Raw genomic sequence first — 14,561 nt, 5'->3', positions numbered from 1 at the left:
GTAGGCATGGCGGGTCAGGTGCGGGCGTTCGAGGTACGCGCAACCGGCGCGGAGGCGGGCATGGGCGTCGCCGCGCGTGGCGCTGACGGCACACCGCTTGCCGTGGCCGGTTGCGCTGCCGGCGAAGCGGCCGGCACCGCGCTGTGCTCGACCGACACGATCTTCACGGTTTCGCCGCTTGCGATCGAATCGCCCGGGTTGTCGATCACGCGATCGGTCGCGCCGAGCCCGGCGACGATCTCGACATGCGTGCCGAAATCGCGTCCGATCTGCACGGTCTTCAGCGCCGTGCGTCCATTCGCGTCGACCGTTGCAACCGTCACGCCGTTCGGCCGGTACAGCAGTGCACTGACCGGCAGCTCGAACGCCGGCGCCGCGCTCGGTACGAGCAGGTGCGCCTGCGCATACGCGCCGGGCAGCAACGCGCCATCGCGATTGTCGACGTCGATCTCGACACGCAGCGTGCGCGTGACCGGGTCGATCGCGCCCGCGCTGCGGGCGACGTGCGCGGCGAAGCGCCGCCCCGGATACTGCTGCGTGGTCAGGTAGACGGCCGTGCCGGTGGAGACGCCGGCCGCGCTGTCCTGCGGCACGTCGACGAACACGCGCAGCGTGTCCGTCTGCTCCAGATGGAACAGTTCGCCCGACAGTCCGGGGCTGCCCGGCGTGCCGCCCGCCGTCACGAGCGTGCCGACGTCGACGTTGCGCGCGGTAATCACGCCGTCGAATGGCGCGCTCACCGATTCGAACGATACGAGCTCGTTGAGATGGGCGGTATTGGCCTGCGCGGATGAGAGCATCGCGCGCTTCGCGTTCATGTCGGCCACCTTCGTGTCGGTGTCCTGCTGCGACACCGATTGCGTCTTCAGCATGTCCTGCCAGCGCTGCGCGGTCGATTTCGCATAGTCGTAGTTCGCTTGCGCGGTCGCCGCGTCCGCGCGCGCCTGGCGCAGCTGCGCGTCGAGGTCGGGCGCGGTGATCTGCGCGAGCGTTTGCCCGGCCTTCACATGCGTGCCGATGTCCGCGCTCCAGTGGGCGATGTAGCCGCTGGTACGCGCGTAGATCGACGCTTCCGCATACGGCGTCACGGCACCCGGCAGCGTGAGCGTCTGGTCGGCCGGCGCGGCGCCGGGCTGGATCACGGTCACCGGCAGCGCCTGCTGCGCCGCCACCTGGTGGCGCTGCGCGGCGCGCGCGGCGATGCGCGGCACGATGCCGATCGCGAGCAGCGTGGCGGCGAAGGCAATCGCGGCAAGCGGGACGGCCAGCTTGCGGCCGCGCCGGGACGGCGGCGTTTCTGGCGTTGCGTCGCGCGCGGTAGGCGGCATCGTTGCCGGTTCGGCAGCCGGCGGCGGGGTCAGCGGTTCGATCGTGTCGTTCATGATGAGTTCGATGTCGGGCGAGTCGTAGGGAATCGGGATGCGTTCTTGATCAGCGCACCACCGGCATGTCCTGCACGCGGCGGGCGGCGGCCGCTTCGCGGCGTCGGTCGAGCCACGCGTGGATGAAGCCGAACAGCACGGGTACGAACAGCAGTGTCGACAGCGTGCCGAACGCCAGCCCGCCGATCGCCGCACGGCCAAGCGGGGCATTTTGTTCACCGCCGTCGCCGAGGCCGAGCGCCATCGGCAGCATGCCGATCAGCATCGCGAGCGCGGTCATCACGACCGGACGGAAGCGGCTGAATCCGGCCTCGAGCGCGGCCTGCCACGGTGATGCGCCGCTTGCGATCAGCTCGCGCGCCGCGTTGACGACGAGGATGCTGTTCGCGGTCGCGATGCCGATGCACAGGATCGTGCCGGTCAGCGCGGGCACCGACAGCGTGGTGCGCGTGACGAACAGCATCCACGCGATGCCCGCCAGCGACGCGGGCAGGCCGCCAACGATCACGAGTGGGTCGAGCCACGACTGGAAGTTGACGACCATCAGCAAGTAGACGAGCGCGATCGCGATCGCGAGGCCGCCGAGCAGTCCGGTAAACGATTCGTGCATCGCCTGAACCTGGCCGCGCAGCACGATCGACGAACCGGGCGGCAGTTGGGCGCGCGCATCGTCGACGAGCTTCGTCACGTCGGCCGTGACGCCGCCCAGATCGCGTCCCTGCACCGATGCGAAGATGTCGAGCACGGGCTGCACGTTGTAGTGCGACACCACGGCCTGCTGCGTCGCGCGGGAGAACGCACCCATTGCGCCGAGCAGGTTCTGTGCGGGCGCGCCTGCGGCCGGACCGCCGGCGGGCGTTTGCGGCGGGCGCGCGGTACCCGCAGGCAGCGGTATGTTCGCCAGCGCCTGCAGCGAATCGACCGAATACTGCGGGGCCTGCACGATCAACGGGTAGCTGACGCCGTTGCGCGGATCGAGCCAGAAGTTCGGCGTCGTCTGCGAACTGCCCGACAGCGCGATCAGCAAGTTCTGCGCGACGTCGCGTTGTTCGAGGCCGGCCTGAATCGCCTTCGTGCGGTCCACGTCGACGTTGATCGCCGGCTCGTCGCCGGGCTGCTGGATGCGCGTATCGACGAGGCCGCGCACGCCGCGCAGCTTCGCAAGCAGCGCGTTCGCCACCGCGCGGTTCTGGTCCAGCTTGTTGCCGACGATCTGGATGTCGACCGGCGCGGGCAGTCCGAAATTGAGAATCTGGCTGACGATGTCGGCCGGCAGGAATGCGAACGTTACGCCCGGGAACGATTGGGCCAGCAGGTTGCGCAGCTTCGCGACATACGCCGCCGTCGGCGCATGGTTCGGCTTCAGCGTGATGTTCACGTCCGCATCTTCGGTGCCGATCGGGTCGGACGAGTCGTACGTGAGGTTGATCCCGCTCACCGGCACGCCGATGTTGTCGAGCATGCCGGCCAGCTGGTTCGCCGGAATCACGGTACGGATGCGCGCTTCCACTTCGTCGGTGAGGCGCGCGGTTTCCTCGATCCGCGTGCCGGTCGGTGCGCGCAGATGCAGACGGATCTCGCCCGTGTCGACCGACGGGAAGAAGTCCTGGCCGGCGAATGCGAACAGGCCGGTCGATGCGGCGCACGCAAGAAGAAACGCGGCCGCGAAACGGCGGCGATTCGAGATCGCTGCCGACAGCAGCGCGCGATAGCGCAGCCGGACCGCCTCGAAGCGACGTTCGAACGCGGCCTGGAATCGTGCGATGCGCGCGAATATGCCACGCGGCGGGCGGCCTTGTCCCTTTGCGCGCATCAGGACCATGGCGAGCGTCGGCACCAGCGTACGCGAGAAGAAATACGACGCGACCATCGCGAAGATCACCGCTTCGGCCAACGGCACGAACAGGTAGCGCGCGACGCCCGTGAGCATGAACATCGGCACGAACACGATGCAGATCGACAGCGTCGATACGAAGGTCGGCACGGCAATTTCGCCCGAGCCGGTCAGAATGGCGTCTTCCAGCGGCGCGCCGCGTTCGAGATGGTGCGTGATGTTCTCGATCGCGACGGTCGCGTCGTCGACGAGTATCCCGACCGCGAGCGCGAGCCCACCGAGCGTCATGATGTTGATGGTCTGGCCGAGCGCGCCCAGCGCGAGCAGCGATGTGAGCACGGCGAGCGGAATCGATACGGCGATGATCAACGTCGCGCGCCAGCTGCCGAGGAACAACAGGATCATCAGCGCGGTCAGGCAGGCGGCGATCAGCGCTTCGCGCACGACGCCATGCACCGCCGCCTTCACGAACACCGACTGATCGCCGAGCGCGGAGATGTGCAGCGCTTTCGGCAAACCGGCCGCGATCTTCGGCAGCATCGCCTTGACCTGGTCGATGATCGTCAGTGTCGACGCGCTGCCGGTCTTCTCGACGGTCAGCAGCGCCGCGCGCTTGCCGTCGACGCGCACGATGTTGGTCTGCGGTGCGTAGCCGTCGCGAACGTGCGCGACGTCGTGCACATAGACCACGTTGCCGTCGATCGTCTTGACGGGCAGGTTGTTCAGCGCGGCGACCGTCTGTGTGCTGCCGTTCATCTGCACGTTGTACTCGCGCGTGCCGATCTTCGCTGTGCCGCCCGGCAGGATCAGGTTCTGCGCGTTGATCGCGTTCACCACGTCGATCGGTGCGAGCCCCTTCGCCTGCAGCGCGCGCGTGTCGAGATCGACGACGATCTGGCGAATCTTGCCGCCGAACGGCAGCGGTACCGCCGCGCCTTGCACCGTCGCGAGCTGTGTGCGGATGAAGCTGTTGCCGAGGTCGTACAGTTGCTGTTCGGCAAGCGTGTTGCTCGACAGTCCGAGCTGCAGGATCGGCACCGTCGACGCGTTGTACGTGATGATGTTCGGCGGCAGCGTGCCGGGCGGCAGGATCCGCAGGATCGACGCGGAATTGCTCGCGGCTTCTGCGATCGCGCGATTGATGTCCGCGCCGGGGTGGAAGAAGATCTTCACGACCGACACCCCGTTCAGCGACTGCGATTCGATGTGCTCGATGTCGTCGACGTCCGACGTCAGTGCGCGCTCGTAGTTGGACGTGATCCGCTTGGCCATGTCCTCGGCGGAAAAGCCGTTGTATGACCAGACGATGCTGACGACTGGAATGTCGATGTTCGGGAAGATGTCGGTCGGCATGCGCAGGATCGCGAGCGGTCCCGCGATGAAGATCAGCAGTGCGAGTACGACGAATGTATAGGGCCTGCGCAACGCCAGCCGGACGATCCACATGATTTTTTTCCTCGAAGCAGGGCATGGGTGCCGCATTCGATGCGGTGAGCATGCAGTCTGCTGGCGCGGCGTTGACCCGTTGCTGACCTGAACATTACGAAACCGTTATCCGTGCGTGGGCGACGGATTTCAAAGTTGTCATCTGCCGGTCAGCGTGGGGTGCGGGTCGATCTCCAGAATGGACGTGTCAGGCGGCGAATCGCAATTGCGGTCACGCCGGCGGCGCATCGACGATGCGTCTTCATTGAACCGTTCTCGGGAGTTTCATCATGAATCGCAAACTGATCGCAGCCGCGCTGCTCGCCGTCGTCGTCGGAATGCCGGTCGCCGCCTTCGCACAAACTTCGCCGTCCGGCGTGACCCGTGCCGAGGTAATCGCCGATCTCGTTCAGGCACAACGCGACGGCACCGTGCCCACGTCGAACTCCGACTATCCGCCGAGCGCGGCGACGGTCGCACGCAACCGCGAGCTCTACGCGATCGCGCACGGTGACCAGCGCACCGGCATGGCCGCCGCGGCAACGACCGTATCGACCGCGAGCGCGCAATGAAGCAGGGGAACGCGACGAAGCTCCGTTCCCGGATGGTGGTCGCCGCGCTGCTCGCGGCGACGGCCATGCCGGCCTTTGCGCGCGGGCAGCCGGAATTGCCGAGCGACGACGGCAGCCGTGCGAGTGTGCTGCGCGAGCTCGATCCGACGCAGGCGTCGGATGATGCGCGATCGCGCACGGCATTCGCCTCCTCGCATGGCGTCGGCAGTGCACACGGGACTGCCGCGACCTGGCGGGTCCGAGCCTCGTCGAGCCCACAGGGGTGATCCGGGGTGCCGCCTCGAGATCCTTTTCACGCACGTACGTCGAAGTCGGCGCGACAGTGAGCCGCGACGGTGTAACCCTGTCGCGCGTCGGCCATCACTCAGGCGATCGGCTGGTTCGCATCGCCAGTTTCGCCCACCGTGTCTGAAGTCCCGATACCGAATCCGTACGCACGGCCACGCATGCGGAGCCCGCATGCCGGCCCGGACGACGGTGTCAAAAAGGTGTCGTGCGGATTGGCACGGGAGAGCAGCGGGGTAACCGCCGGCGTCGTCAAGCAAGCCTTTGGGATGCCTACAGGAATGGTCGCTTTCCCTGCTAGCCGGTGCGTCGTGCCCGGCGCACCGAAGCATGCCATCGGACGGCGCCAATCACGAGCCGGTTCCGATGATTGTCAAACAGTGTGAGTCAATCGTCAGCATTTGCAACGGAAGTAACAGTCCCCGCAATTCGACGGTTTTGGGCGGCGGCGCCGCTACATTAGCTCCACCTGCCGCACGTCGCGGTGAGGCATGCGACCAGCCGCGGAACGCGGCCCGCAGCAACAACGTCTTTGGGGAGAATGACCATGAACAAGATTCGCACGATTCTGCTTGGCGCCGCGCTGACGGCAATCGCATCGGCGGCTTTCGCACAAACGGCCCAGACGGGCGCTGAGGGTTCCGCCGGCGTCGGCGCACAAGTCCAGACGCCGCTGCTCGGCGGCGGCGTGGGCGTGCAGGCAGGTGCCGGCGCGAATGCCGCGGGCTCGGGTTCGGGCGCAGGCAACGTCGTCGGCGGCGCGCTGAACGGCGTGGGCAAGACGGTTGGCGGCGTCGGCTCGGCGGCCGGTAACGCGGTCGGTGGCGCGACGCAGGCAGTCGGCTCGGCCGCCGGTTCGGCGAAGGACGCGGCGGTATCGGCCACGCACGCGGCGAAGTCGCACGTGAAGCACGTCGCGAGCTCGGCGAAGAACCATGCGCAAGGCGCGGTGTCGACGGCGGGCGATGTCGCCGGCGGCGCGAAGGCGAAGGCTGGCGAAGCGCTCGAAGGCGCGGCGAACTCGGTGCAGGGCGGCGCATCGGTCGGCTTGAAGGGTTCGGCGTCGGCGCAAGGCGGCGCGCTGTAAGCAACCTGCGTCCCGCACAGGCCCGGCCCGCTTCGATGCGGGCCGGGCTTTTTTTATTGATGCGCCGTGCATCGTGACAGGAAGCGTGGGCCGCAGACCGAAACAGGCGGTCCGTATACTCTCTGCCCATTGCCTGCACGCCATGCTTAAATAGCGGGGCTCCCGGTCACCGAGGCTCCCGGCATGGTCCGGTAACATGCCGAGGCATCACGAATTCGAAGTACGGCGAGACGGCGAACGCCGGTGTCATCGGCGTCGCATTGTTCGCGCGGAAGGAAAGCGCCGAGGAAGCGCTGCGTCGCAACGCGAATCCGCCCCGGACAACGACAACGGCTTTGCACTGCCGCCCGTGACGCGCGGCGAGTGACGCGGCGCGACGAACTTCGCCGTCGTCGGGATGCTGGGCCGTGGTCTGCGCGGTACCCGCTTTCAGGTACCATCCCGACCCGCTGGCGACGGGCGGCCGTGCCCGGCGTTCGATCGCGCACGATGCCGGTCGACACCGCCCCTTCGTCATGAAACAGAGGAATCTTCGTGAAGTTCATCCACGCGGCAGACATTCACCTTGACAGTCCGTTGCACGGCCTGAGCGCGTATCCCGACGCGCCGGCCGCGCAGTTGCGCAACGCGTCGCGCGAGGCGCTGCGGCAGCTCGTGGATCGTGCGATCGAAGAGGAAATTGCGTTCCTCGTGATCGCCGGCGACCTGTACGACGGCGACTGGAAGGACCACAACACCGGCATTTTCTTCGGCCAGCAAATGGGCCGCCTGCGCAAGGCCGGGATTCGCGCATTCGTGCTCGGCGGCAATCACGATGCCGAAAGCGAGATGACGAAGAAGCTCACGTTGCCCGACAACGTCACCGTGTTCGGCCATCGCAAGCCGGAAACCCACCGGCTGCCGGAATTCGACGTGGCGCTGCACGGGCAGAGCTTCAAGGACAAGGCTGTCGTCGACAATCTCGCGATCGGCTATCCGGACCCGGTGCCGGGTTACTACAACATCGGCGTGCTGCACACCGCGCTCGAAGGCTATGCGGCGCATGCGAACTATGCGCCGTGCACGCTGGCGGAACTGCACGCGAAGGGCTACGACTACTGGGCGCTCGGCCACGTGCACGAGTTCCAGCAATGGTCGGGGCCGTCGACCGTCGTGTTTCCCGGCAACCTGCAGGGTCGCCATATCCGCGAGACGGGCCGCCGCGGCGCGGTGCTCGTGACGATCGAGCAGGGGCGCACGCACATCGAACGTCTGTATCTCGACGTATTGCGCTGGGAAGCCGTGTCGGTCGACGCGTCCGACTGCCTCACGGTCGCCGACTTGTCGAGAAAGATCGGCCAGTCGCTGGAGGCGCTGCTGAACGTCGATGGCCATGTGCCGCGCGCGGTGCGCGTGACGGTCACGGGGCGTACGCCCGCGCACGGCCTCTTTTTCGGGCGCGCCCCGCAACTGCGCGCGGAGGTGCTGAACCAGATCGGCATCATCGGCAACGAACGGCTGTGGCTGGAGAAGGTTCGGCTCGCGACATCCGCGCCCGAGCAGCCGCAGGGCGAGAGCGAGCAACTCGAGGCGCTGGAGGATCTCAAGCAGATCCTGGCCGATGCCGCGCACGATCCGGATTTCCTCGCGCTGCTTGAGCGCGACCTGAAGCCGTTCATCGGCAAGGTGCGCAGCGACGTGAAGGAGGAGGTGCCGCTGCTGACGATGGCGCGCGCTGGCGAACTCACGGCGCTGGTCGAGCAGGTCGGGCCCGCGTTGCTCGCGCGGCTGGCGAGGGGGGAATAAGCGATGCGCATCAGCCAGCTCGATCTGATCAAATACGGCAAGTTCACCGACGAGACGCTGCGCTTTCCGTCGGCCGGCCAGGATTTCCACGTGATCGTGGGGCCGAACGAGGCCGGCAAGTCGACGATCCGGACAGCCGTGTCGGAACTGCTGTTCGGGATGAAGCTGCAGACGCCGCTCGACTTCCTGCATGCGACGCCCGAACTGCGGATCGGCGGCGTGCTGGAGAGCGGCACCGGCGCGCTCGCATTTCATCGCGCCCGCGGGCGCAGCCCGCTGCGTACACCCGCCGACGACAAGCTACCGGACGACTATCTGAACGCCATCATCGACGGCGCGACGCGCGAGTTCTTCGAGCAGATGTTCGGGCTCGACCACGGTCGGCTCGTCGACGGCGGCCGGAGCATACTCGATGCGTCCGACAAACTCGGCCAGGTGCTGTTCGAATCGGCGGCGGGCGTCGGCACGCTCGGGTCTGTGCGCGAGGAACTCGACGCGCGAGCGGGCGAGCTGTGGGCGCCGCGACGCAGCGGCAGCGCATTCGCGCAGGCCGAGGCATTGTTCAACGAAGCAGTCGGCGAACTGAAGGCAGTCCAGGTGCGCACGCGCGACTGGGTCGATCGCAAGGAAGCGCGCGATGCGGTCGAGCAGGAGGTCGAGCAGGCGCGCGCGGAGCAGCGCCAGCTTGAAGCGCTGCGCTCGAAGCTCGAGCGCGTGCGGCGGCTGGCGCCGTACCTGAAGGAATTGACGATCAAGGAAGCGGCGCTGGCCGAACTGGGCGCCGTCGTCGAATTGCCGCCGACCGCGTACGCAGACCTGCTGAAAGCGCAAGGCGATCTCGCGGCCGAACAGAAGGTGCTCGAGGAGCGCCGCGCGGACCTGCTCGCGAAACGGCAAGCGCGCGACGCGATCGATCCGGATGTCGACGCGCTGGCTCTCGAAGGCGACATCGAAGCACTCGACCGGTTGCGCGGCGCCTGCATGAATCACGCACAGGATCTGCTGTTGCTCGGCGCGGACGTCGAGCGGCATCTGTCCGCTGCCGGTTCCGCCGCGGCTCAGCTCGGCTGGCCGACCGACGAGGCGTCACTGCGCGCGGCACTGCCGAGCGCGCTGTCGCTGAAGACGGTCGCGAACCTGTTGCGCGATCACGGCGCGCTGCATCAGGCGCTGGCCGGCGCGCGCGAATCGCTCGACGAACGCACGCAGGAACTCGCGCAGGCGCACGAACAACTGGCGCGCCTGTCGACGGTCGATGTGCCGGAAGTGCTTCGAGCGGCGCTTGCCGACGCGCAGGGCTTTCGCAGCAGCGGCCAGCGCGAACAGGCGCTCGAACGCGACATTGCCGCCGCAGAGCGCGCGCTCGCCGATGCGGTCGATGCGCTCGGCCAGTGGCGCAAGCCGGTCGACGCGCTGCGGGTGCTCGATGTGCCGTCGGCGGCGCGGCTCGGCGCGCTGCTCAACGAAGCAAGCGAGCGCGCGAGCGCGGCGGCTGCCGCACGCGATGCGCGGGACGGCGCGCAGGAGGAACTCGAGCGGCTCGAACTGCAGGAGAAGCATTTCGCCGAGACTCACAAGGTCGTCACGACCGCCGAGGTGCTGGCGGCGCGCGCACGCCGCGACGATGCGTGGGGCGATATCCGCAGCGGCGCGGTCGATCTCGCAACGGGTGCGCCGGCCGTCGACGATGCGATACGCCTCGCCGACGAACTGGTCGATGCGCAGCTCGGTGCCACGCAAGCGGCGGCGACGTTGCAATCGCTGCGTCAGCAGGTCGAGTCCGCCCGCGCGGTATTGACGCGCCGGCAGGCGGCAGTCGACGAGCGCGAGCGCGAGCTGGCCGCGCACCGCGACGCATGGTCCGACCTCGCGACGACGGCCGGCGTGCCCGGCATGCCGCTGGCAGCGATGGGCGACTGGCTCGCGAAGCGCGACGTGGTGTTTGCCGCGCAGCTCGAGCTTGACCGCCAGCGCCGCGAATTCGAGACGATCCGCGAAGCACGGGCCGGCGCGGAGGCTACGTTGCGTACGGCGCTGCGCCTGGTTTCGCGCGGCAGCGACGCCGACGGGCTGGCGGCGCTCATCGCGATCGCCGAGACGTTCGTGCAATCGGCTGAAAAGACGCTCGCGCAGAAGGACAGCCTGGAGGACCGCGCGCGCGAAGCCGAACGCGGCTGCGCGACGGCCCGTTCACGCGCCGGCCAGGCCCAGGCGGCCTACGATGCGTGGCAAGCGCAATGGCGCGATGCGCTCGCCGACGCGAAGCTGTCAGCGAATGCGGTGACGCTGGCCGCAGCGGAAGGGGCGCTCGGGCTCGCGAATGCGGTGACGGCCGAACTGGCCGGCGCCGATGCGCCGCGCAACCGGATGGCCGCGATCCGTGCGGAGCTGGCCGCGCTCGAGGCCGGCGCACGGCGGCTCGCTGATGCGCTGGAGCCAGCATGGCTGGCGAGCGGCGACTGGCTGGACGTTGCGCGCCGGTTGACGATGCGCGTGGCGGCCGCACGGGAAACCGCGCGCGCGATCGATCGTGCCGACGAGGCGGTGCGGCAGGCCGACGGCAAGGTCGCCGATGCGGCCGCCGCGGTGGCGGGTGCGGATGCACGCATTCAGCCGTTGCTGCAACTGGCCGGCGTTGCGTCGATCGATGCGGCGCTGCCGCTGGCCGAGCGATCGGATCGGCAGCGCCAGCTTCGGCAGGCTGTCGATGCCGCGAAGGAGGCGCTGGTGCGCGATGGCGACGGGTTGTCCCAGGCGGCCGTCGAGGCCGAGGTCGCGGAACAGGACATCGCAGACGTGCCCGCGCATCTCGAAGCAGTGAAGCAGTCGCTCGGCGACGTCGGCAAGCGCCTGAACACGCTCGCGCAGCAACAGGTCGTCGCCCAGCAGGCGTTCGGTGCGATCGACGGCCAGGCGAGCGCGGCCGTGGCCGAGGCGAAGCGGCAGGAAGCGCTGGCCGCGATGGGTGACGCGGCCGAACAGTATCTGGAAGCGGCGACGGCGAGCCGTCTGCTGAAGTGGGCGACTGATCGCTATCGCGACCAGAAGCAGGGGCCGATGCTGCGCCGGGCGGGCGAGATTTTCGCGGGGCTCACGCTCGGCGAATTCTCGCGGCTGACCGTCGACACCGAACGGACGCCGCCCGCGCTGTACGCGCGGCGCACGAAGGGCACGTCGGTCGAGGTGGCGGGCCTGAGCGAAGGCACGCGCGACCAGTTATTCCTCGCGCTGCGGATCGCGGCGCTCGAACTGCAGCTCGCCAGCCGGACCGCTCTGCCGTTCGTTGCCGACGATCTGTTCATCAACTTCGACGATGCGCGTGCGAAGGCGGGGCTCGAGGCGCTGCGCGATCTGTCGACGCGAACCCAGGTGCTGTTCCTGACGCACCACGATCACCTGCTGCCGCTCGTGCGGGACGTGTTCGGCGCGCAGGTCAACGTGGTCGCGCTGCAGCGCGAGGTAGCCGGCGCATGACACGGGGCGGCCCGATGGTCCCGATACTTGGGAATGGTCATCGCGTGCAGGTAGTATGTGCGGTTCCGAAACGGACGTGACCGGTTCTGCCGGCCGCAGTCCGGCCATACGAGGGATCAATATGAACAAGCTGGTAGCTGCCATCGCATTCGCGGCGGACAAGCATCGCAATCAGCGGCGCAAGGATGACGAGGCATCGCCGTACATCAACCATCCGATCGCGCTGGCCGATGTGCTGGCCAACGAAGCCGGCATCGAGGACGAGCGCGTGATCGTCGCGGCCGTGTTGCACGACACGATCGAGGATACGGAGACAACCGAGCAGGAACTGCTGCGGCTGTTCGGCAAGGACGTCGCGGACATCGTGATGGAAGTCACCGACGACAAGTCGTTGCCGAAGGACGAGCGCAAGCGCCTTCAGGTCGAGCATGCGGCGAACATCAGCCGGCGCGCGAAGCTCGTGAAGCTGGCCGACAAGATCTGCAACCTGCGCGACATCACGCGGCATCCGCCCGCGGACTGGCCGCTCGAGCGCAAGCAGGCGTACTTCGACTGGGCGAAGTCGGTCGTCGACCGGATGCGCGGCGTGCATCCCGGCCTGGAAGGAATCTTCGATGCCGCGTACGACGCGCGGCCGGCGGACTGACGCGCAGCCATGCAGGCGGCCCGATCCCGATCCGTCGCGTGGTCATCGCCTGCGGTGGCGGGCGTCGACGTCGGCGGCGACAAGAAGCAATGCGATCTCGTGATCCTGCGCGGCTCGACGATCGTCTGCCGCGAGGCGCGGATCGCGCCCGAAGCGCTGCCTGCGCTGTGTATCGAGCATGACGTGGTGGCCGTCGGCGTCGATGCGCCGAGCCTGTGGTGGACGGGAAGCGGACGCCGCGCGGCCGAGCAGGCGCTCGCGCTTGAACGGATCTCATGTTTCCCGACGCCATCGCGCGAGCAGGCCGTGACCAGCACGTCGGGCTTCTTCGACTGGATGTTCATGGGAGAGCGCGTCTACCGCGCGCTGGCTGAGGCCTATCCGCTGCTGACCGACGCACGCTATGCCGGCGGGCGCGTGAGCTTCGAGACTTATCCGTACGCGATTACCCGCGCGATGCTTGGCAAGGCGATCGCGTCGGCGAAGCAGAAACGCAACCAGCGCAGGCAATTGCTGACCAAACTCGGGATCGACGTGTCGACACTGCGATCGGTCGACGCGCGGGACGCGACGTTGTGCGCATTGACCGCGCAATACGTGATCGACGGAAATGCGCACGAGTATGGCGATGCGGCGGGCGGGTACATCCGTGTGCCGATCGTCGGCGAGACGATCGTGCTCGATGCGCTCTAGTCACTCACGGGCCGCGGTTGGCTGCTACCCGTGAATCCGTGACGGCAAGGTGAGCTTTTGCGGGGGACGTATCTGATCGTCGACGTCAAGGTGCCGAGCAGTGACAGCCGGTCGGCATGTGCGAAGCCGGTGGCATGCGCAATCTGTTTAGTCGATGCGCCGTGCGCCTCCCGGCCGTGCTGCTCAGTCTTCGAGAATGGACTTCGGCACGCTGGAGAGATCGCAGGCAGCCGCGTGCTCGAAATAGCCTTGCGCATCGTCGATCATCACGACCGCGACGTCGATCAGCTCGTCGAGTCGCTGCAGCAGCGATTCGCGCCACTCGATGTCCTCATCGCGCTCGGGCGTCTTGTCGAGCTGCTCGATGATCGAGTCGGCCGTTTGCAGGAACGGGATCGCCTGTTGATAGTTTTCGATCGAGACCATCGCTGCGTTGCGCGCGCCGACGAGTCGTTCACGATGCTCATCCGCCAATTCGGACACGCCGCTGATGCGCGGCAGGACATCCGAGATGCGTTGCAGGAGCGGTGGGACCCGTTCTTCGAGCATGACGGCGCGCTCGCGCAGCGCGGCGTATTCATCGCGGAGATTGGCGTCGCCGGATTGAGTGGTGCTGTCCATCGTCGGTATGAGAGGGTTGTTCGATCGCGGCATGATACTCGACGGCGTGCGCCCCCTTTGTTTGATCCGCAGCCGAGTGACCGGCGTGAGGCAAATGCGGGCGTGCTCGAACAGCGGATGTTGTCGCCCCACCGGTATAGGAGTTAAGAAGGACTCGCCCTGAATCTGTCGCGGACTCTCCGCGCTGAGGTAATGTAGAGCGCCCCACCCCCAAGCCCCCGTGCGCGTTAGCGCACGGGGGCTTTTTCAAAATATTTTCACAAAGGGGGTTGCGCAGACCGGGGCTGGTGCATAGAATCACGCCTCTTTCGCGCTAACGGAAACGCAGCGCGGAGGAAGAAGGGAAGCGGTGCGATGGAGGGTCGGTTGTCGAGCCCCGGCGCACACGAAGTTGAACCCAGTCGTCGCAACGAAGTAGTTCAAAAAGTTGTTGACTGACTGAAAAAGACGGTTCATAATCTCGCTTCTCTGCTGCTGAAAACGCAGCGCTGCTGAGAAACTTCAGGTTTCTCGCAGAAATGCTCTTTAAAAATTAACAGCCGATAAGTGTGGGCGCTTGATGGAAGCGAGCTGATCTTCGGATCAGATAGCGAAAGTATCAAGAGTCTCACACTAAAGTAAGTCAGGTTTATGAAGCAATTCATATTCCTGTCAGCTTTGAGTGAGCGACCGGTTCGAAAGAACCGAAAACAGTAACAGGTTTAAACTGAAGAGTTTGATCCTGGCTCAGATTGAACGCTGGCGGCATGCCTTACAC

The 14,561-nt window shown here is 66.9% G+C and carries 10 protein-coding genes; 7 read left to right on the top strand and 3 right to left on the bottom strand.

From position 1 onward, the window contains the following. Positions 1–14 precede the first annotated feature (14 nt). Both DIE11_RS30845 and DIE11_RS30840 read right to left on the bottom strand, forming a co-directional pair. Entirely contained in the window at positions 15–1,382 is a 1,368-nt protein-coding gene (locus DIE11_RS30845) for an efflux RND transporter periplasmic adaptor subunit (protein WP_124629246.1), read from the bottom strand. Positions 1,383–1,431: 49 nt separating this feature from the next. Further along, entirely contained in the window at positions 1,432–4,662 is a 3,231-nt protein-coding gene (locus DIE11_RS30840; protein WP_124629244.1) for an efflux RND transporter permease subunit, read from the bottom strand. A 269-nt stretch (positions 4,663–4,931) separates the two neighbouring features. Between DIE11_RS30840 and DIE11_RS30835 the strand changes: the two genes are divergently transcribed. The 7 genes from DIE11_RS30835 (at position 4,932) to DIE11_RS30805 (ending at position 13,183) form a co-directional block, all read left to right on the top strand. Next, a complete protein-coding gene (locus DIE11_RS30835; RefSeq protein ID WP_124629242.1) occupies positions 4,932–5,213 on the top strand; it encodes a DUF4148 domain-containing protein in 282 nt (93 codons plus the stop codon). After that, positions 5,210–5,479, top strand: coding sequence for a hypothetical protein (locus tag DIE11_RS30830; protein ID WP_124629240.1), 270 nt, complete (start codon positions 5,210–5,212; stop codon positions 5,477–5,479). The genes DIE11_RS30835 and DIE11_RS30830 overlap by 4 nt, the downstream gene beginning before the upstream one ends. Positions 5,480–6,045: 566 nt before the next feature. Then, positions 6,046–6,585, top strand: coding sequence for a hypothetical protein (locus DIE11_RS30825; protein ID WP_124629238.1), 540 nt, complete (start codon positions 6,046–6,048; stop codon positions 6,583–6,585). 534 nt (positions 6,586–7,119) lie between these two features. Further along, the gene (locus DIE11_RS30820; protein WP_124629236.1) at positions 7,120–8,370 is read left to right on the top strand and encodes a DNA repair exonuclease; all 1,251 of its coding nucleotides are present in this window, start codon (positions 7,120–7,122) and stop codon (positions 8,368–8,370) included. Positions 8,371–8,373: 3 nt separating this feature from the next. After that, complete coding sequence (locus DIE11_RS30815; RefSeq protein WP_124629234.1) at positions 8,374–11,844, top strand: YhaN family protein; 3,471 nt, start codon at positions 8,374–8,376, stop codon at positions 11,842–11,844. A 121-nt stretch (positions 11,845–11,965) separates the two neighbouring features. Further along, positions 11,966–12,490 carry an HD domain-containing protein gene (locus DIE11_RS30810; RefSeq protein WP_059600831.1) on the top strand — a complete coding sequence of 175 codons (525 nt, stop codon included), beginning with the start codon at positions 11,966–11,968 and terminating at the stop codon, positions 12,488–12,490. Between the two features lie 9 nt (positions 12,491–12,499). Then, complete coding sequence (locus DIE11_RS30805) at positions 12,500–13,183, top strand: DUF429 domain-containing protein (protein WP_124629232.1); 684 nt, start codon at positions 12,500–12,502, stop codon at positions 13,181–13,183. A gap of 183 nt (positions 13,184–13,366) precedes the next feature. On the opposite strand, the gene DIE11_RS30800 is transcribed toward DIE11_RS30805, so the two are convergent. Further along, a complete protein-coding gene (locus DIE11_RS30800; protein ID WP_124629230.1) occupies positions 13,367–13,837 on the bottom strand; it encodes an ATPase in 471 nt (156 codons plus the stop codon). Positions 13,838–14,561: the final 724 nt, after the last annotated feature.

Origin of the sequence: Burkholderia sp. Bp9012, from assembly GCF_003853825.1 — a bacterium.
GTDB lineage: Bacteria > Pseudomonadota > Gammaproteobacteria > Burkholderiales > Burkholderiaceae > Burkholderia > Burkholderia diffusa.
This window is presented reverse-complemented; position numbering and strand designations above follow the sequence as displayed.

Bases quoted from the DNA above. Each gene is read 5' to 3' on its own strand.
- DIE11_RS30845 (WP_124629246.1), bottom strand. From the start codon at position 1,382: ATGAACGACACGATCGAACCGCTGACCCCGCCGCCGGCTGCCGAACCG.
- DIE11_RS30840 (WP_124629244.1), bottom strand. From the start codon at position 4,662: ATGTGGATCGTCCGGCTGGCGTTGCGCAGGCCCTATACATTCGTCGTA.
- DIE11_RS30835 (WP_124629242.1), top strand. From the start codon at position 4,932: ATGAATCGCAAACTGATCGCAGCCGCGCTGCTCGCCGTCGTCGTCGGA.
- DIE11_RS30830 (WP_124629240.1), top strand. From the start codon at position 5,210: ATGAAGCAGGGGAACGCGACGAAGCTCCGTTCCCGGATGGTGGTCGCC.
- DIE11_RS30825 (WP_124629238.1), top strand. From the start codon at position 6,046: ATGAACAAGATTCGCACGATTCTGCTTGGCGCCGCGCTGACGGCAATC.
- DIE11_RS30815 (WP_124629234.1), top strand. From the start codon at position 8,374: ATGCGCATCAGCCAGCTCGATCTGATCAAATACGGCAAGTTCACCGAC.
- DIE11_RS30810 (WP_059600831.1), top strand. From the start codon at position 11,966: ATGAACAAGCTGGTAGCTGCCATCGCATTCGCGGCGGACAAGCATCGC.
- DIE11_RS30805 (WP_124629232.1), top strand. From the start codon at position 12,500: ATGCAGGCGGCCCGATCCCGATCCGTCGCGTGGTCATCGCCTGCGGTG.
- DIE11_RS30800 (WP_124629230.1), bottom strand. From the start codon at position 13,837: ATGCCGCGATCGAACAACCCTCTCATACCGACGATGGACAGCACCACT.